The sequence below is a fragment of the Streptomyces yongxingensis genome (assembly GCF_055597465.1).
This window is the reverse complement of the sequence record NZ_CM145717.1, coordinates 2,381,688-2,398,140: the sequence shown is the minus strand read 5'-3', so window position 1 is coordinate 2,398,140 and position 16,453 is coordinate 2,381,688. Positions and strand designations below refer to the sequence as shown.

The 16,453-nt window shown below is 72.2% G+C and carries 14 protein-coding genes; 7 read left to right on the top strand and 7 right to left on the bottom strand.

Annotated features, from left to right (window positions below; all coding sequences use genetic code 11):
• Nucleotides 1-58: 58 nt before the first annotated feature.
• From ACZ6TD_RS09575 to ACZ6TD_RS09565, 3 genes are read left to right on the top strand one after another with little or no spacing between them, the layout of a single operon-like run.
• Complete coding sequence (locus ACZ6TD_RS09575; protein ID WP_471352549.1) at nt 59-745, top strand: response regulator; 687 nt, start codon at nt 59-61, stop codon at nt 743-745.
• A complete protein-coding gene (locus ACZ6TD_RS09570; RefSeq protein WP_471352548.1) occupies nt 742-2,229 on the top strand; it encodes an ATP-binding protein in 1,488 nt (495 codons plus the stop codon). The genes ACZ6TD_RS09575 and ACZ6TD_RS09570 overlap by 4 nt, the downstream gene beginning before the upstream one ends.
• Nucleotides 2,226-2,735 carry a GerMN domain-containing protein gene (locus ACZ6TD_RS09565; RefSeq protein ID WP_471352546.1) on the top strand — a complete coding sequence of 170 codons (510 nt, stop codon included), beginning with the start codon at nt 2,226-2,228 and terminating at the stop codon, nt 2,733-2,735. Before ACZ6TD_RS09570 ends, ACZ6TD_RS09565 begins: the two co-directional genes overlap by 4 nt.
• Nucleotides 2,736-2,764: 29 nt before the next feature.
• Here ACZ6TD_RS09565 and ACZ6TD_RS09560 read toward each other — a convergent pair whose 3' ends face one another.
• Nucleotides 2,765-3,397: an HhH-GDP family DNA glycosylase gene (locus ACZ6TD_RS09560; protein WP_471352544.1), complete on the bottom strand. Its 633-nt coding sequence runs from the start codon at nt 3,395-3,397 to the stop codon at nt 2,765-2,767.
• Between the two features lie 746 nt (nt 3,398-4,143).
• On the opposite strand from ACZ6TD_RS09560, the gene ACZ6TD_RS09555 reads away from it, so the two are divergent.
• Nucleotides 4,144-6,426, top strand: coding sequence for a putative bifunctional diguanylate cyclase/phosphodiesterase (locus ACZ6TD_RS09555; RefSeq protein WP_471352542.1), 2,283 nt, complete (start codon nt 4,144-4,146; stop codon nt 6,424-6,426).
• Between the two features lie 111 nt (nt 6,427-6,537).
• Here the strand turns inward: ACZ6TD_RS09555 and ACZ6TD_RS09550 are convergent, their stop codons facing one another.
• From ACZ6TD_RS09550 to ACZ6TD_RS09530, 5 genes are all read right to left on the bottom strand, one after another.
• Nucleotides 6,538-6,894, bottom strand: a complete 357-nt coding sequence (locus ACZ6TD_RS09550; RefSeq protein ID WP_137980395.1) for a DUF779 domain-containing protein — start codon at nt 6,892-6,894, stop codon at nt 6,538-6,540.
• A 187-nt stretch (nt 6,895-7,081) separates the two neighbouring features.
• Nucleotides 7,082-8,605 carry an aldehyde dehydrogenase gene (adh, locus tag ACZ6TD_RS09545; RefSeq protein ID WP_471352539.1) on the bottom strand — a complete coding sequence of 508 codons (1,524 nt, stop codon included), beginning with the start codon at nt 8,603-8,605 and terminating at the stop codon, nt 7,082-7,084.
• Between the two features lie 107 nt (nt 8,606-8,712).
• Nucleotides 8,713-10,101, bottom strand: a complete 1,389-nt coding sequence (locus ACZ6TD_RS09540) for a GAF domain-containing protein (RefSeq protein ID WP_471352537.1) — start codon at nt 10,099-10,101, stop codon at nt 8,713-8,715.
• An 89-nt stretch (nt 10,102-10,190) separates the two neighbouring features.
• The gene (locus ACZ6TD_RS09535; protein ID WP_262704163.1) at nt 10,191-10,325 is read right to left on the bottom strand and encodes a hypothetical protein; all 135 of its coding nucleotides are present in this window, start codon (nt 10,323-10,325) and stop codon (nt 10,191-10,193) included.
• A gap of 308 nt (nt 10,326-10,633) precedes the next feature.
• Entirely contained in the window at nt 10,634-11,899 is a 1,266-nt protein-coding gene (locus ACZ6TD_RS09530; RefSeq protein WP_471352535.1) for a glycoside hydrolase family 18 protein, read from the bottom strand.
• A 384-nt stretch (nt 11,900-12,283) separates the two neighbouring features.
• On the opposite strand from ACZ6TD_RS09530, the gene ACZ6TD_RS09525 reads away from it, so the two are divergent.
• The gene (locus tag ACZ6TD_RS09525) at nt 12,284-13,456 is read left to right on the top strand and encodes an acyl-CoA dehydrogenase family protein (protein WP_471352533.1); all 1,173 of its coding nucleotides are present in this window, start codon (nt 12,284-12,286) and stop codon (nt 13,454-13,456) included.
• 46 nt (nt 13,457-13,502) lie between these two features.
• On the opposite strand, the gene ACZ6TD_RS09520 is transcribed toward ACZ6TD_RS09525, so the two are convergent.
• Nucleotides 13,503-13,868 carry a hypothetical protein gene (locus ACZ6TD_RS09520; RefSeq protein ID WP_198273888.1) on the bottom strand — a complete coding sequence of 122 codons (366 nt, stop codon included), beginning with the start codon at nt 13,866-13,868 and terminating at the stop codon, nt 13,503-13,505.
• Nucleotides 13,869-14,085: 217 nt separating this feature from the next.
• Between ACZ6TD_RS09520 and ACZ6TD_RS09515 the strand changes: the two genes are divergently transcribed.
• Both ACZ6TD_RS09515 and ACZ6TD_RS09510 read left to right on the top strand, forming a co-directional pair.
• Complete coding sequence (locus ACZ6TD_RS09515; RefSeq protein WP_020866923.1) at nt 14,086-14,526, top strand: Lrp/AsnC family transcriptional regulator; 441 nt, start codon at nt 14,086-14,088, stop codon at nt 14,524-14,526.
• Between the two features lie 147 nt (nt 14,527-14,673).
• Nucleotides 14,674-16,221 carry an amidohydrolase gene (locus tag ACZ6TD_RS09510; RefSeq protein ID WP_471357595.1) on the top strand — a complete coding sequence of 516 codons (1,548 nt, stop codon included), beginning with the start codon at nt 14,674-14,676 and terminating at the stop codon, nt 16,219-16,221.
• Nucleotides 16,222-16,453 lie beyond the last annotated feature (232 nt).

Below are 16,453 nucleotides of genomic sequence, written 5' to 3'. Positions count from 1 at the left end.
TTTGAATCATCGGCCTGACCAGCGGGTTTCGGCGATTTCATGGGTCATAATCGACCGCATGCCGCATGTACTGCTCATCGAGGACGACGCCTCCGTACGCGATGGAATGGAGCTCGTGCTGCGCCGCCACGGCTATCAGGTGTCGGTCGCCGCCACCGGCGAGGAGGCCCTCGCCCTGCTCGACGCCCCCGCCGAGACGGCCGTCGAACTCGCGGTGCTCGACCTGATGCTGCCCGGCATGGACGGCTTCGAGGTGTGCCGCCGGATCCGGGCCCGCTCCACCCTGCCCGTGATCATGCTGACCGCGCGCGGCGACGATCCGGACATCGTCGGCGGCCTGGAGGCCGGAGCCGATGACTATGTGGTCAAACCGGTCACCGCACCCGTCCTGGAGGCGCGGATCAAGGCGGCACTGCGGCGCGCCGACCCCGTGCCCCGGCGGCCCGGCGAGGTCTACGCCGGGCTGGTCATCGACCGGGCGGGGCTCACCGTCAGCCGCGACGGCACCCCCATCCCGCTGCCCCCCACCGAACTGCGGCTGCTACTGGAGCTGTCCGCCTCGCCGGGCCGGGTCTTCAGCCGGGAGCAACTGCTCGCCTCGGTGTGGGACCACTCCTTCCTCGGGGATTCGCGCCTGGTCGACGCCGCGGTCGGACGGCTGCGCGCGAAGATCGAGGAGGTGCCCGCCCGGCCCCGCTACATCCAGACCGTGCGCGGCTTCGGCTATCGGTTCGGTCCGATATGAAACGCTTCCGGCCGCGTCTGGGCGGGTTGCGTACCCGGCTGGTCATCGCCTTCGTCCTCGTCGCGCTGATCAGCACCGTCACCGCCACCGCGCTCGCCTACCGGGAATCCCGCAGCGCCGTGCTCCAGCGCACCCAGGACGCCTTCCAGGCCGACCTCCGCGCGCGCGTCGACAGCGTCGCCCCCGACTTCGACATGCCCCCCGACATGCGCACGCTGACCGCGCTGGCCGACTCGGTCTCCTCCGGGCTCTCCGGCGCCCCGCTCGTCGTCACCCGCTACCAGGACCTCACCGCGTCCTCCGACGGGCTTGCCGACCGCACCCGGATCACCCCCGAACTACGCGCCTCGGTCCGCTCCTCGGGCCGCACCCGCTTCCAGCGCGTGGAGTACCGGGGCCGGCCGTATCTGGTGGTCGGCACCCCCGTCTCGTACGAGGGCGGCCGGGCCTCCGGGCTCGAGGTGTTCGCCGTCACCTCCCTGCGGGCGGAGGAGGAGCACACCGCCGCCCTGTTGGACGCGGTGCGCGGCGGACTGCTCCCGGTGCTCGGTCTCGCCGCGGTGCTCGCCCTGCTCGCCGCCGGGACCGTGCTGCGGCCGGTGCGCGAGCTGGGACGCGCCACCCGGCGGCTGGCCGAGGGCGACCTCGACTCACGGGTGGAGGTCAGGGGCCGTGATGAACTCGCGCGGCTCGCCGCGGACTTCAACACCACGGCCGACGCGCTCCAGCGTTCGGTGACCGACCTGCGCGACCAGGAGGCCAGGGCACGGCGGTTCGTCGCCGATGTCTCGCACGAGCTGCGCACCCCGCTGACCGCCATGACGATGGTGACGACCGTGCTGGACGAGGACGCGGCGCAGCTGCCCTCGGACACCGCCCGCGCCGCCCGTACCGTCAGCGACGAGACCGCGCGGCTGGCCCGGCTGGTGGAGGACCTGATGGAGATGTCCCGCTTCGACTCGGGCGCGGCCCGGCTCGACGCGGCGGAGACCGATCTCGCGCGGATCATCCACGGCACGCTGGAGCTGCGCGGCTGGACCGGCCAGGTGGCGGCGCGGCTCCCGGAGGGGATACGGGCGGTGGTGGACCGGCGGCGGGTGGACGTGGCCGTGGCCAACCTCGTGGGCAACGCGCTCCACCACGGTGAGCGGCCGGTGACGGTGACGCTGTCCGCCGACGCGGACCGGGTGACGGTGGAGGTCACCGACCGCGGGCCGGGACTCCCGCCCGACGCCCTCGCCCAGGTCTTCGACCGCTTCTACAAGGCGGACAGCGCCCGGACCCGCTCGGAGGGCAGCGGCCTCGGCACCGCCATCGCGCTGGAGAACGCACGGCTGCACGGCGGCACGGTCGAGGCGGCCAACCGGCCCGCCGAGGAGGGCGGCGGCGCCGTGTTCACCCTGAGGCTGCCCCGCCATCCGCGGCAACGCACCGGGCAGGACTCCGGCGCACGGGAAGCGGTGGCGGACGGAGGGGCGCGATGAGGGGTGGGACGAACCGCCCGCGTACGGTGGCGGTGGCCGTGCTCCTCGCCCTGGCGGCGGCCGGCTGCGGAGTGCGGCCCACCGGGGTGGTGGACGGCGGCGAGCCCGCGAAGGGGCTCACCAAGGATCTGCGGATCTACTACGTCCGCGGCTCCGCGCTCCAGGGCGTCACCCGCCCCGACACCTCCATCGAGGAACCCGTCGGTGCCCTCAAGCTGCTGTCGGACACGCCGGCCTGGGTCGCGGAGCGCGGGCTCGTCAACCTCGTCCGGCTCAGGTCGTACTGGACCACCGGCACGGGCCACCGGATCACCCTGCACTCGCCCGGCGCCTCCTTCGACAGCCCGAGCGACCGGCTGCCCAACGGCCAGCTCGTGTGCACCCTCGCGCGCGCCCAGTCCTTCCTGCGCCGGGACGAGGCCGTCCGGCCGGACGACGTCCGGGTCTCCCTGGACGACGGCGAGCGGACGTACGGCCCCTACCAGTGCTCGCAGTTCCTCACCTGACCGCGTTGCGCCGCCTCACCTGACCGCGGTCACGCGGCCGCGCGCACCTCGCGCGCGGCGTCCGCGTGGAGCGCGACCCGGACCAGGGCGGCGGCCAACCGGGGAAGGTCCTTCTCGGCCACCAGCCCCTCCAGCGCCCGTGCGCTCTTCGGCAGCCCGACCCGCTCGGCGCCGTCCAGCGCCTTGCTGTCGAAGTACGGGGCGAACTCGGGCCAGACGCCCTGCACCTCGCGCAGGAAGATGTTGACCCCGGCCGGCCCGATGCCCTTGATGCCCTGGAGCAGCTTCTTCACGTCCCCGGCCTCGCGCATCCGCCGCAGATCGCCCCCGTACTCCCGGTTCACCAGCTCGGCCGCCTCGCCCAGCTGGCTGGAGGTCCGCTCGTCGTAACGCCGGTAGCCGCCCTCGCCCAGCGCGTCGACCCGCTGCTGCCAGGTGGCCTCCGCCATCCGCCGCGGGTCGCGCATCCCGGCGTCGAAGAGGGCACGCGCGGCGGCGACGGCGATGTCGGAACTGATCCGCGCGGACAGCAGATGCGCGAGCACCAGCAGCTGGTAGAGGGGGCCGGGGGAGTTGCGGAGCTTGATCCCGGCCTCGGCGGCGAAGGTCGTGCCCTGCTGGTCGAGCAGGGTGCGCGCCACACTCTTGTTCTTCTCGCTCATTGCCCATCCCGCCTCGTGGTGTGGTGCCGTCGCGTCGGTCACGGGTGCCCGGCGGCGCCCCGCGGCCATGCGGTCACTCCGTGCGTTCCTCTGTGTCCCGTGCGTCGTCGTGCCTCCTCATGGCGATCCCTCACCACGAGTACCCCTATTCGCGGCAATTCACCGCATGAGGACGAAAAGGCCGCACGGATTTCGGTCCGCGGGGGTGGAGGGGCGGGCGTACGGGCCGGGAGTGCCCCTGCCTCGGCCGTGGAGACCCCGGTGTGGTCCGCGGCGCGGCGGACGTGATGGATTTCCTCATTCGACTGTTCACGAACGAGGGTTGGCGCACCGCCAGAAGGGGTCTCCTGAAGGGGGTTTCGCCGAGGCGCTTTCAAAGGCCCGCCCACTGGAGGGCCGAGGTCAGCGCGGGGATCGAGTCGCTGGCAGATGCCTCTGACAGGTGCTCGACAGCTCCCGGCGGCGCCCGCCTCCATGATCAGATCCGGATTGAAGTTTTCCGTTTTTCCTTTCCTCATCGAACGGTTGATCAGTAATCTCGCCTCAGCAGCGGGTTGCCGTGCCGCTCTTCGTCGTGCTCCACTTCCCCGAGGACGCGGACGACCCGAGGGCGGCCCCGGAAGCCGGAAGAGGGCGAAGGAAGTGCAGGACGTGGACTGGCGGCCGGAGGGCATCGACGCCGCAGGCGAGGACGCGGCGGGCTACAGGGACACAGCCCATGGCGGCTGCCCCGGGGAGCGCACGATATGACTTCCGAATCGGGCGGGCCGAGATGTGACCGCGGCGCCGGGGACGCCGCCGGACACCCCGCCCCCAGGGAGAGCGATCCGCTGAGGCGATTCGCGGGCATCTGGTGCCGGGCCGTCCACCCGCTGGCCGCCACCACGATGACCCCCGATGAGTTCGAGGGCTATCTGCTGCCGCTGGCCCACCGGTTGAGCGCCGCGCTGCGCTCCTCCCCCTTCGACACCGAGGCCGCGTACGAGGTCGGGGCCGCGCTGGTGGACGCCCAGTGCACCGAGCCCGACGCGCTGCCCGCCATCCTGGGCGTCATCGACGCGCATCTGGTGTCCTGCTCGTCGCCCGCCGTGCCCGTCTCCCAGCCGCTGGGTGAACCGTTCCCCGGGGCGTCCGGTGAATCGTTCCCAGGCCCGTCCGTCGAGCCTTCCCACGAGCACGAGCCCCTGGCCGACGAGGAGGCGCGCGCCCGCTGTGTGCGGCTCCAGCACGCCCTCGCCGCCGGATTCGTCCGCGAGCTGCGCGAGCGCGAGCGCGATGAGCAGGAGGCCATCTCGCGAGCCGCGATGGCCGCCCGGACCGAGGCCGAGAAGGCGCTGCACGCGAGCGAGGCCAAGTTCCAGGCCGTCTTCGAGGGCGCGGTCATCGGCGTGGGCATCGCCGGGCTCGACGGCGAGGTGCTCGTCGTCAACGACGCCATGGCCCGGATGTTCGGCGGGATGGACTTCTTCCGCCCCGGCCGCAACGTCACCGAGTTCGTCCACCCCGACGACGTCCCCGGCGCCCACGAGCTCTACCGCGAGCTGGTCAACGGGGAGCGCGACCACTTCCGCATCGAGAAGCCGCACTACCGGGACGACGGCAGCGAGCTGTGGACCAATCTGACGGTCACCCTGCTGCGCGACTCCAGCGGCGCCCCGCAGTACCAGCTCGCCCTCGCCGAGGACATCACCGAGCACCGGCTGCTCCGGGAGCGGCTGCGCTACGAGGCCACCCACGACGAGCTGACCGGACTGCCCAACCGCACCCTGTTCCTGGAACGACTGGACCAGGTGCTGGCCGCCGACGCCGACGCCGAGCGGTTCGGCGTGTGCTACCTGGACCTGGACGGCTTCAAGGCCGTCAACGACAGCCTCGGGCACGCCGTCGGCGACCGGATGCTCAAGGCCGTCGCCGAACGCCTCCAGCGCTGTGTGAAGGCTCCCGCCGAGCTGCTCGCCCGGGTCGGCGGCGACGAGTTCCTCGCCCTGGTCACCGGCCCGGCGGCGCAGGCCGACGGCGCCGGGCTGGCCCGCCGGATGCTCGCCGCGCTCGCCGAACCCGTCCGGATCGAGGGCCGTGAGCTGCGGGTACGGGCCAGCATCGGCGTGGTCGACGGCCGGGCCGGGGAGATCGGCCGGGCGGAGGTGCTGCGCAGCGCCGACATCACCATGTACCGGGCCAAGGCCGCGGGCGGCAATCGCTTTGAGATCGCCGACGCCGACTCCAACGCCCGGGTGATCGCCCGTCACAGCCTCACCAACGGTCTGCCCTCGGCCCTGGAGAAGGGCGAGTTCTTCATCGAGTACCAGCCGCTGGTACGGCTCACCGACGGTACCGTGCGCGGCGCCGAGGCGCTCGTACGCTGGCTGCACCCGCTGCACGGAGTGCTCGGCCCCGACCAGTTCATCCCGCTCGCCGAGGACACCGGGCTGATCGTCCCGCTCGGCCGCTGGGTGCTGGAGCAGGCGGCCCGGCAGGCGCGCGAGTGGCGCGACGCCGCCGAGGACGGCGAGTCGCTGCGCGTCAACGTCAATCTCTCGCCGTGCCAGCTGAGCCATCCCACGCTGGTATCCGACACGGTGGCGGTCCTGGAGAACGCCGGGCTGTGCCCGAGCGCGCTGTGCCTGGAGGTCACCGAGAACGACCTCATCGGCGCCGACGAGACCGCCCTGCGGCCGCTGCGGCAACTCGCCGACCTCGGCGTCGACATCGCCCTGGACGACTTCGGCACCGGCTACTCCAACCTCTCGTATCTGCGCCGGCTCCCGGTCTCGCAGCTCAAGCTGGACCGTTCCTTCACCCGGGGCATGCAGCGGGCCCCGGCCGATCCGGTCGACGTCAAGATCGTCGAGGGAATCGTCTCGCTCGCCCACACGCTGGACCTCGCGGTGACGGTCGAGGGCGTGGAGACGGCCGTACAGGCCGAGCATCTGCGGGGGCTGGGCTGTGACACCGCCCAGGGCTGGTACTACGCACGGCCGGGCCCGCCGGAGCGGCTGCACACTCTGGCGCTGGCCGACGCGAGCTGAGGCACGGCAACGCGGTACTCACGCCGAGGGCGCGAGAAGGTGGTGTTCGCCCCCCTCGTGCCCATCCGGCGGCGCGGCGGCGGGCGGCGCGGCGCGCTGAGTTCGCCGCGCTCAGCTCGCCGTGTCGTCCAGCAGCCGTGAGCGGATCAGGAAACGCACACCCTCCGGCGCCTCCAGGGAGAAGCCGCTGCCACGGCCCGGCACCACGTCCACCGTGAGATGCGTATGGGCCCACAGCTCGAACTGCGAGGCCGACATCCAGAAGCCCACCGGCTCCTCGACCCCGTCCACCTCCAGCTCCCCGAGCAGCACATCCGACCCACCCGTACGGAACTCGCCGAGCGGATAGCACATCGGCGCGCTGCCGTCACAGCAGCCGCCCGACTGGTGGAACATCAGCGGCCCGTGCTCCGCCCGCAGCTTGCGGATCAGCTCGGCCGCGGCCGGTGTCAGCGCGATACGGTCCATGGCGATCCCTCTCCGTCATGCTGGTCATGCTCACCGAGCGGTCAGGGGTCCGGCCCAGCGAACCCCCCGCCACAACGCGGCCCGCTCCGCGCTGCGCGCGCTGGGGCGCCCGACCCCGGGGAGCCGGGCGCCCTCCGCACGGCCGCCTGACGGGCATCCGCCCTGGTCAGGCGCCCTTTTGCGGTGCTCAGAAGAAGCCGAGCTTCTTCGGCGAGTACGACACCAGCAGGTTCTTCGTCTGCTGGTAGTGGTCCAGCATCATCTTGTGGGTCTCGCGGCCGATCCCGGACTGCTTGTAGCCGCCGAAGGCGGCGTGCGCCGGATAGGCGTGGTAGCAGTTGGTCCACACCCGGCCCGCCTGGATGGCGCGCCCGGCGCGGTACGCGGTCGAGCCGTCCCGGGTCCACACCCCCGCGCCCAGCCCGTAGAGGGTGTCGTTGGCGATCCCGATCGCGTCGTCGAAGTCGCCGAACCGCGTCACCGCGACCACCGGCCCGAAGATCTCCTCCTGGAAGACCCGCATGCGGTTGTCGCCCTCGAAGATCGTGGGCTCGACGTAGTAGCCGCCCTCCAGCTCACCGCCGAGCTCGGCACGGCTGCCGCCGGTCAGGACGCGGGCGCCTTCCTGACGGCCGATGTCCAGGTACGAAAGGATCTTCTCGAGCTGGTCGTTGGACGCCTGGGCGCCGATCATGGTGTCGGTGTCCAGCGGATGCCCCTGCGTGATCTTCTCCGTACGGGCCACGGCCGCGTCCATGAACGCCTGGTAGTGGCCGCCCTGGACCAGGGCGCGCGAGGGACAGGTGCACACCTCGCCCTGGTTGAGGGCGAACATGGTGAACCCTTCCAGGGCCTTGTCCATGAAGTCGTCGTCGGTGGCCGAGACATCGTCGAAGAAGATGTTCGGGCTCTTGCCGCCGAGCTCCAGGGTGACCGGGATCAGGTTCTCGCTCGCGTACTGCATGATCAGCCGGCCGGTGGTGGTCTCCCCGGTGAAGGCGACCTTGGCCACCCGGGAGTTGGACGCCAGCGGCTTCCCGGCCTCCACGCCGAAGCCGTTGACGATGTTGACCACACCCGGTGGCAGCAGATCGGCCACCAGGTTCATCCAGACGTGGACCGAGGCGGGCGTCTGCTCGGCCGGCTTCAGCACCACCGCGTTGCCCGCGGCCAGCGCCGGGGCCAGCTTCCAGGTGGCCATCAGGATGGGGAAGTTCCACGGGATGATCTGGGCGACCACGCCCAGCGGCTCATGGAAGTGGTACGCGACCGTGTCGTGGTCGATCTCGGAGAGGCTGCCCTCCTGGGCCCGGATGGCTCCCGCGAAGTAGCGGAAGTGGTCGATGGCGAGCGGGATGTCGGCGGCCAGTGTCTCCCGTACCGGCTTGCCGTTCTCCCAGCTCTCGGCGACCGCGAGGGCCTCCAGGTTCTGCTCCATCCGATCGGCGATCTTCAGCAGCACCGAGGCGCGCTCGGCGGGTGCCGTACGGCCCCAGGCGGGGGCGGCCGCGTGGGCGGCGTCCAGGGCCCGCTCGACGTCCTCGGCGGTGCCCCGGGCGATCTCGGTGAAGGGCTGCCCGTTGACGGGGGTGGGGTTCTCGAAGTAGCGGCCCTGGGCCGGGGATACGTACTCCCCGCCGATCCAGTGGTCATAGCGCGGCTGGTAGGTGACGACCGAGCCCTCGGAGCCGGGGCTTGCGAAACGCGTCATGGGGCGGCCTCCCTGGTGTACGCGTGGTGGGTCCCTTGGCCGGACGCGTCGTCCGTGTGCGCGTCCAGGCTCCGCCCGCGCCGACACGGGCGGAGCCGACGGGGAGGCTAGGCGCCGCCACGTTGCGCCGACGTTGCGTCCCGGTGGACGCCCCCTTGCCGCGGAGCTCCGTGCTCATGGCCGCCTTGGTGGCGCAGGGCTTCGCCCTCATGGCCGCCTTGGTGGGTGCCGCCCGGCAGCCCGTACAGCTCCCGCAGCCGCCGCACCCGCGCCGCCGGAGCCGCCCGCCCCGGCGCATGCGCCGGAAACGTGGTCAGCAGCGCCTCCGCGACCTCCAGATCGTCCTCGCCCCACGGCGTCTGCGCCCAGCGCCGCAGCAGCTCAGGATCGCCGTGGGAGAGCACGGCGCGCCGCAGCCCGTCCTCCAGCACCCGCCGCATCCGGCACACCCCCGGCGCCTCCGACAGCGGCAGCAGCGGCCCGGTGTACGCCCGCAGCGCCGTGTACGCGTCGCCGGAGGCCAACGCCTCGGCGGCGTCCGCAAGATCGGTGCGCACGGGTGCGCAGAGCCGGTACGGGCGCGAGCCCAGCAACGGGCCCACCAGGCGGCGCAGCCGGGAGAGTTCGGCCCGCAGTGTCACCGGGGAGCGGTCGTCGGCCCGGGGCCCGTACAGCTCGAGCGTCAGCCGGTCGCCCGACAGCCCCTCCGGATGGCCGGCCAGCAGCACCATGATCTCGCTGTGCCGCCGCCCGAGCCGCAGCCGCCGCCCGTCGACGACCAGCAGTGCCTCGTCCCGCCCCAGCGCCGTCAGCGAGATCCGCGGCTCGCGCGTCCGCGGCGCCTCGGCGCCCAGCTGGGCCTCGGCGGCGCGGGCGGTCGCCTGGACCAGGGCGAGGCTGTGCGGGGCGGCCAGATGGTCCCCGCCGGTGATGTCCACCGCGCCCAGCAGCCGCCCGGTGTGCGGATCGTGGACCGGGGCGGCGGCGCAGGTCCACGGCTGCACACTGCGGTTGAAGTGCTCGGTGGCGAAGATCTGCACCGGGTGGTCGACGGTGAGCGCCGTCCCGGGCGCGTTGGTGCCCGCGTGGCGCTCGTCCCAGCGCGCCCCGGCCACGAAGTTCATCCCCTCGGCCCGGTTCCGTACCCCCGCGTGCCCCTCCACCCAGAGCAGCCGGCCCTGTTCGTCGCAGACCGCGAGCAGATGGGCCCCGTCGTAGGCGATGGTGCCCAGCAACTCCCGGAACAGCGGCATCACCCGGGCCAGCGGATGGTCCGCGCGGTAAGTGTCCAGCGCGTCGTCCGCCAGGTCGATCGGCGCCTTGCACTCCTGGGAGACCCGGGCGTCGGCCGAGCGCCGCCAGGACTCCGCCACCACCGGCCGTACGGCCGGACTCACCGCCCCCTCCGTCAGAAACGCCTCATGGGCGCGGCGCACGTCGCGGGTGCGCTCAGCGGGGTCGGTGCCGGACGCCATCGCCAGCCAGGGATTGACCATGGTGCCTCGCTCAGCGGTACGGAGGGGCGGAACGGGGAGGTGCGGAGACTCAGGCTTTCACGGATCGGACGGGCGGAGGAGTCGGCAGGTCAGGTGTGGGCGGGCAGGGAGGGGGCGGGCACGACCCCGGGCGGGGAGGCATAGCCGCAGGAGTGGCAGATCTTCCACCCGTCCTGGTTCACGGCGAGTTGGCCGCCACAGCTCGGGCACTGCTCGGAGCTCATGATCGTTCCTTTGGTTCACGCGCGAGGAGTGGTGCGGGCACCCGTGCGCTCAGATTTCCTTGTGGGGCGGATGCCCCGCAATAGCCAGAACAAGCCGCGTTGAGGTACGAGCCCCGGACGGAGCGCGTTCACACGGGGTGCGTGGCGTTATCGGGGGGTCTTCCCCACATACGCTCCTCGCGCTCCCTCGTGCGCCGCTTGAACGCTTGACGGCCGGTGGGCCGGGTGTGCGCGGGCGCGCACGACGAAGCGGGCGGGGAGCCGGTGATGGCTCCCCGCCCGCGTCGATCAGGGGCGTTGGTGTGGGGTCAGCTGATGGACTTGATCAGCTCACCGTTCGCGGTGTCGCCGCTGAGCTCCCAGAAGAAGGTGCCGCCCAGGCCCTGCTGCTGCTTGTAGTTCATCTTCCCGGCGATGGTGGCGGGGGTGTCATAGCTCCACCACTGGTTGCCGCAGTGCGCGTAGGCCGTGCCCGCGACCGTGCCGGTCGCCGGGCAGGAGCCCTTGAGCACCTTGTAGTCCTCGATGCCCGCCTCGTAGGTGCCGGGCGCGGCGCCGGTCGCCGTGCCACCGGGGGCGTCCTGGGTGACGCCGCTCCAGCCGCGTCCGTAGAAGCCGATGCCCAGCAGGAGCTTCGAGGCCGGGATGCCGAGGCCCTTGAGCTTTTGGATGGCCGCGTCGCTGTTGAAGCCCTGCTGCGGAATGCCGTTGTAGGAGTTGAGCGGGGAGTGCGGGGCGGTGGGGCCCTGTGCGGCCCACGCGCCGAAGAAGTCGTACGTCATCGGGTTGTACCAGTCGACGTAACGCGCGGCGCCCGCGTAGTCGGCGGCCTCGATCTTGCCGCCGGAGGAGGCGTCGGCCGTGATCGCCGCAGTCACCAGGTTGGACGAACCGAACTTGGCGCGCACGGCGGACATCAGGTTCTTGAAGGCGTCCTTACCGCTGGTGTCACAGCCCAGGCCGCAGGCGTTGGGGTACTCCCAGTCGATGTCGATGCCGTCGAAGACATCCGCCCAGCGCGGGTCCTCGACCAGGTCGTAGCAGGACTGGGCGAAGGCCGCGGGGTTCTTGGCGGCCTCGGTGAACCCGGAGGACCAGGTCCAGCCGCCGAAGGACCACAGCACCTTCAGGCCGGGGTGGAGCTTCTTGAGCTTGCGAAGCTGGTTGAAGTTGCCGCGCAGGGCGCCCGCGTCCCAGGTGTCGGCCTTGCCGTCGACGCTGCTCGCCGCGTCGTACGCCTTGTCGTAGTCGGCGTAGGCGTCGCCGATGGCGCACTTGCCGCCGGTGACGTTGCCGAAGGCGTAGTTGATGTGGGTGAGCTTGGCGGCCGAGCCCGAGGTCTCGACGTTCTTGACGTGGTAGTTGCGCTGGTAGATGCCCCATTCGGTGAAGTAGCCGACCACCTTGTTCCCGGCGGCCTTCGTCGTGGGGGTCTTGGCGGCCTTGGACGTGGCCTGGGGTATGTCGGCGCTCCGGGGTTCACCGGCCGCTGCCGAGCCCGCGAGCAGGGTGGCGGTCAGGACCGCCGTACAGATCGCCGCGAGCGCGGCGGACAGTCTGCCTGGTCTGAGCATGGAATCTCCTCGGTGGGGGGTGAGGGGAGAGTGAACTGCCCGACGACCTGCCCATAGCTTGACATGAACGCGCAGGGCAGGGTGGGGAAAAGGTAGAAGGACTAGACCAGTGGGGTCAATGGTCTGGGCCAATTTGCTCCATGCGTGCGACGTTGGTGGGAGTGCGTGGAGGAAGGTGGTGAGTGTCCCTGTGTGAAATTGGTTGAAGATCGGGCGACTGGTACCGGAAGGCTCCGGATCGGGCATACTCCAACCGCCGCAGTGCAGGTCATCACCGTTCGCGATCCGACGGGCCGACCGGCCGGCGGCAGCATCACCGGTGGCGCCGCCTCACCCCGGCGCACGCCGCCGCAGCGCCTGACCAGGGGAGAGGAGAGCGCCGCCATGACCGATCACGGCCCGCAGCCGGTGGAGCGTGAGCTGCCCACCGAAGAGGCCCGCGACCTGATTTCGCTCGTCCGCGAGCTGATCGAACGGGAGATCAAGCCCCGGGCCGCCGAGGAGGAGGCCGCCGGGCGCTTCCCCCGCGAGCTGTTCACCCTGCTGTCCGAGTCCGGGCTGCTGGGGCTGGTCCACCCCGAGGAGTTCGGCGGCGGCGACCAGCCGTACGAGGTCTACCTCCAGGTCCTCGAGGAGCTCGCCGCGGCCCGGCTGACCGTCGGCCTCGGCGTCAGCGTCCACACCCTGGCCTGCCACGCCCTCGCCGGCTACGGCAGCAAGGAGCAGCTGGCCGAGCACCTTCCCGCGATGCTGGGCGGCGGGCTGCTCGGCGCGTACTGCCTCTCCGAGCCCTCCTCCGGCTCCGACGCGGCCGGGCTCACCACCCGGGCCACCCGCGACGGGGACACCTGGACGCTCGAGGGCACCAAGGCGTGGATCACCCACGGCGGCATCGCCGACTTCTACACCGTGCTCGCCCGCACCGGCCCCGAGCGCACCCGCGGCATCAGCGCCTTCCTCGTGCCCGCCGACGCCCCCGGGCTGTCGGCGGCCGCGCCCGAGCACAAGATGGGCATGGCCGGTTCGCCGACCGCCCAGATCCACCTCGACGGGGTGCGGGTCCCCGACGCCCGCCGCATCGGCGAGGAGGGCCAGGGGTTCGCGATCGCCCTGTCCGCCCTCGACGCGGGCCGCCTGGGCATCGCGGCCTGCGCCGTCGGCGTCGCCCAGGCAGCGCTGGACGAGGCGCTCGCGTACACCGCGCAGCGGCGGCAGTTCGGCCGGCCGATAGCCGACTTCCAGGGGCTGCGCTTCATGCTCGCCGACATGGCCACGCAGATCGAGGCCGGGCGCGCGCTGTACCTGGCGGCGGCACGGCTTCGGGACGCGGGGCGGCCGTTCTCCAAGCAGGCGGCGATGGCCAAGCTGTTCTGCACGGACGCCGCGATGCGGATCACCACCGATGCCGTCCAGCTGCTGGGCGGATACGGCTACACGGTGGACTTCCCGGTCGAGCGCTATATGCGCGAGGCGAAGGTCCTCCAGATCGTGGAGGGCACCAACCAGATCCAGCGGGTGGTGATCGCCCGCGCTCTCGCGGGGCCTGAGGTCGGCTGAGGCCGGTGTGTCGGTTGGGGGCGCGGCCTGCGCCCCCGCCGTTTCGCTACCGCCGCGTCACCGGGAAGCGCACCGGCCGGGAGCCGGGGCCGCCGAGGTGGGAGAACGGTTGCTTCCGCCAGTCCAGGCCCTCCGGAAGCGTCAGCAGCAGCGCGGCGTCCCGCTCGTGCGCGTCCAGCGACGCGTCGGCGGGCTCGGCGTCGGCCACCCGGCGGCCGGTGCCGGCGCAGACCGTGAGCCCGAACGGGTCCCACGGGGACGAGCAGAGCGCGTGCTCGGGAAGGACGTCCTCGTCGGCGAGGAGTGCGATGGGGCGCGCGCAGTCCGGGCAGATCACCCGGAACATCTCATAGGTGTCGTGGTTCTCGTCGGTATCGATGTCGCCTGCGTCGAGGCGCTCGAGATGAGGCATGAGTTTCCCCCTCGGGTGGGCTGGCCAGGCGCGTCGGCCTCGACCACAGCAAGCATTTCCCTCGCGGCCGCATAGGTAATCGCCGCATCTCATAGGACACCCATGAGGACATGTGGCGTTCGTCACATGCCCGGTGCAGGTGCGGCGTAGCGGCGCCTATGTCCGCTGTGCCCACCCGTTGTGCCGGAGCCCTCCTGACCACATAAGGTGATCGGCTGTGGAGGAGTTGGACAGACAGATCGTGGAGCTGCTCGTCAAGGACGGCCGGATGAGCTACACGGACCTGGGCAAGGCCACCGGCCTGTCCACATCGGCCGTGCACCAGCGGGTTCGCCGTCTCGAACAGCGGGGCGTGATCCGCGGCTATGCCGCCGTGGTGGACCCCGAGGCCGTCGGGCTCCCCCTTACCGCGTTCATCTCGGTCAAACCCTTCGACCCCAGCGCGCCCGACGACATCTCCGAGCGGCTCGCCGAGGTGCCCGAGATCGAGGCGTGCCACAGCGTCGCGGGCGATGAGAACTACATCCTCAAGGTGCGCGTCGCGACCCCGCTGGAGCTGGAGCACCTGCTCAGCCGGATCCGCTCGCTGGCCGGTGTCTCCACCCGCACCACCGTGGTCCTCTCCACGCCCTACGAGGCGCGCCCGCCGCGCGTCTGAGCGCCCTTCCGAACACCCCCTTACCTGATACCCCCATCGAGGCGGCCCGCCGTGAACGACCCCACCCCCGCCCAGGCCCCCGAAGGCCGCACCGTCCTGCTGCGCGGAGGTGAGGTCCACAGCCCCGCCGATCCGTTCGCGACCGCGATGGTCGTCGAGCGCGGCACCGTCGCCTGGGTCGGCTCCGAAGGGGCCGCGGACGGCTTCGCGGACGGTGTGGACGAGGTCATCCCGCTGGACGGGGCACTGGTGACGCCCGCCTTCACCGATGCGCATGTGCACACCACCGCGACCGGGCTCGCCCTCACCGGACTCGATCTCACCGGCGCCCGTACGCTCGCCGACGCGCTGGAGCGGGTGCGCGCCCACGCCACCGCCCACCCCGCCGACCGGGTGCTGCTCGGCCACGGCTGGGACGCCGCCCGCTGGCCCGAGGGACGGCCGCCCTCCCGGGCCGAACTCGACCAGGCGACCGGCGGCCGCCCCCTCTATCTCACCCGCATCGATGTGCACTCCGCCGTCGTCACCACCGCGCTGCTCGACCTCGTCCCCGGCGTGTCGGACCTGGCCGGGTACCACCCCGACACGCCGCTGACCGGCGCCGCCCACCACGCCGTACGCGCCGCCGCCCACGCGGTCATCACCGAGCGGCAGCGCACCGACGCCCAGCGGGCCGCCCTCGCCCGCGCCGCCTCGCTCGGCATCGGCACCCTCCACGAATGCGCCGGGCCCGACATCTCGTCCGAGGACGACCTCACCGGGCTGCTGAAGCTCGCCGCGGAAGAGCCCGGGCCGCGGGTGTACGGCTACTGGGCCGAGGCCGCGAGCAGCGCCTCCGACCTGGAGAAGGTGCGCGAACTCGGCGCCATCGGCGCGGCGGGCGACCTCTTCGTCGACGGGGCGCTCGGCTCGCACACGGCGTGTCTCCACCAGCCCTACGCCGACACGCCGCACACCGGCACCGCCTACCTGGACGCGGCGGCCGTCGCCGCCCATGTCACCGCCTGCACCGAGGCCGGGATCCAGGCCGGTTTCCACGCCATCGGCGACGCCGCCGTCACGGCCGTCGTCGAGGGCGTACGGTCCGCCGCCGACACGGTCGGGCTCGCCCGCGTGCGCGCCGCACGCCACCGCGTCGAACACGCCGAGATGCTCACCTCCGAGACCGTCGCGGCCTTCGCCGACCTCGGCCTCACCGCCTCCGTCCAGCCCGCCTTCGACGCGCTGTGGGGCGGTGAGGACGGCATGTACGCCCAGCGGCTCGGCCCCGAGCGGGCCCGCACCCTCAACCCCTACGCGGCGCTGCTGCGCGCCGGAGTGCCGCTGGCGCTCGGCTCCGACAGCCCCGTCACCCCGCTCGACCCCTGGGGCACCGTGCGTGCCGCCGCCTTCCACCGCACCCCGGAGCACCGGATCTCCGTCCGCGCCGCCTTCACCGCCCACACCCGCGGCGGCTGGCGGGCCGTCGGGCGGGACGACGCGGGCGTGCTCGCGCCCGGCGCGCCCGCCGACTACGCGATCTGGCGGACCGGTGAGCTCATCGTGCAGGTGCCCGACACGCGGGTGGCCGGATGGTCCACCGACCCCCGCTCCGGCACTCCCGGTCTGCCCGATCTCACCCCCGGCGGTCAACTGCCCGTCTGTGTGCGCACGGTGGTGGGCGGACGCACCGTCCACCTCCGGCCGGACGAGTGACGCGCGGGTGCCCCGTACCGCCGAACGATGAGCCCCCGGCCTGTCGTGACATCTGAACACCGTCCGTACTGACCTGGTCATTTGAGGAAACGGCGCAGGTCATGTGGCTGTTGACAGGGTGCGGTCGGTGGCCGGTAGGTTCGGCCACGTCCACCACAGGACGCCCGACCGGGGAATCTTCACGCAGTCGTCGAACGCCGCTGGGCCAGAGGGAGACGCGCCATCGCGGTGC

Bases quoted from the DNA above. Each gene is read 5' to 3' on its own strand.
- ACZ6TD_RS09575 (WP_471352549.1), top strand. From the start codon at position 59: ATGCCGCATGTACTGCTCATCGAGGACGACGCCTCCGTACGCGATGGA.
- ACZ6TD_RS09570 (WP_471352548.1), top strand. From the start codon at position 742: ATGAAACGCTTCCGGCCGCGTCTGGGCGGGTTGCGTACCCGGCTGGTC.
- ACZ6TD_RS09565 (WP_471352546.1), top strand. From the start codon at position 2,226: ATGAGGGGTGGGACGAACCGCCCGCGTACGGTGGCGGTGGCCGTGCTC.
- ACZ6TD_RS09560 (WP_471352544.1), bottom strand. From the start codon at position 3,397: ATGAGCGAGAAGAACAAGAGTGTGGCGCGCACCCTGCTCGACCAGCAG.
- ACZ6TD_RS09555 (WP_471352542.1), top strand. From the start codon at position 4,144: ATGACTTCCGAATCGGGCGGGCCGAGATGTGACCGCGGCGCCGGGGAC.
- ACZ6TD_RS09550 (WP_137980395.1), bottom strand. From the start codon at position 6,894: ATGGACCGTATCGCGCTGACACCGGCCGCGGCCGAGCTGATCCGCAAG.
- adh (WP_471352539.1), bottom strand. From the start codon at position 8,605: ATGACGCGTTTCGCAAGCCCCGGCTCCGAGGGCTCGGTCGTCACCTAC.
- ACZ6TD_RS09540 (WP_471352537.1), bottom strand. From the start codon at position 10,101: ATGGTCAATCCCTGGCTGGCGATGGCGTCCGGCACCGACCCCGCTGAG.
- ACZ6TD_RS09535 (WP_262704163.1), bottom strand. From the start codon at position 10,325: ATGAGCTCCGAGCAGTGCCCGAGCTGTGGCGGCCAACTCGCCGTGAAC.
- ACZ6TD_RS09530 (WP_471352535.1), bottom strand. From the start codon at position 11,899: ATGCTCAGACCAGGCAGACTGTCCGCCGCGCTCGCGGCGATCTGTACG.
- ACZ6TD_RS09525 (WP_471352533.1), top strand. From the start codon at position 12,284: ATGACCGATCACGGCCCGCAGCCGGTGGAGCGTGAGCTGCCCACCGAA.
- ACZ6TD_RS09520 (WP_198273888.1), bottom strand. From the start codon at position 13,868: ATGCCTCATCTCGAGCGCCTCGACGCAGGCGACATCGATACCGACGAG.
- ACZ6TD_RS09510 (WP_471357595.1), top strand. From the start codon at position 14,674: ATGGTCGTCGAGCGCGGCACCGTCGCCTGGGTCGGCTCCGAAGGGGCC.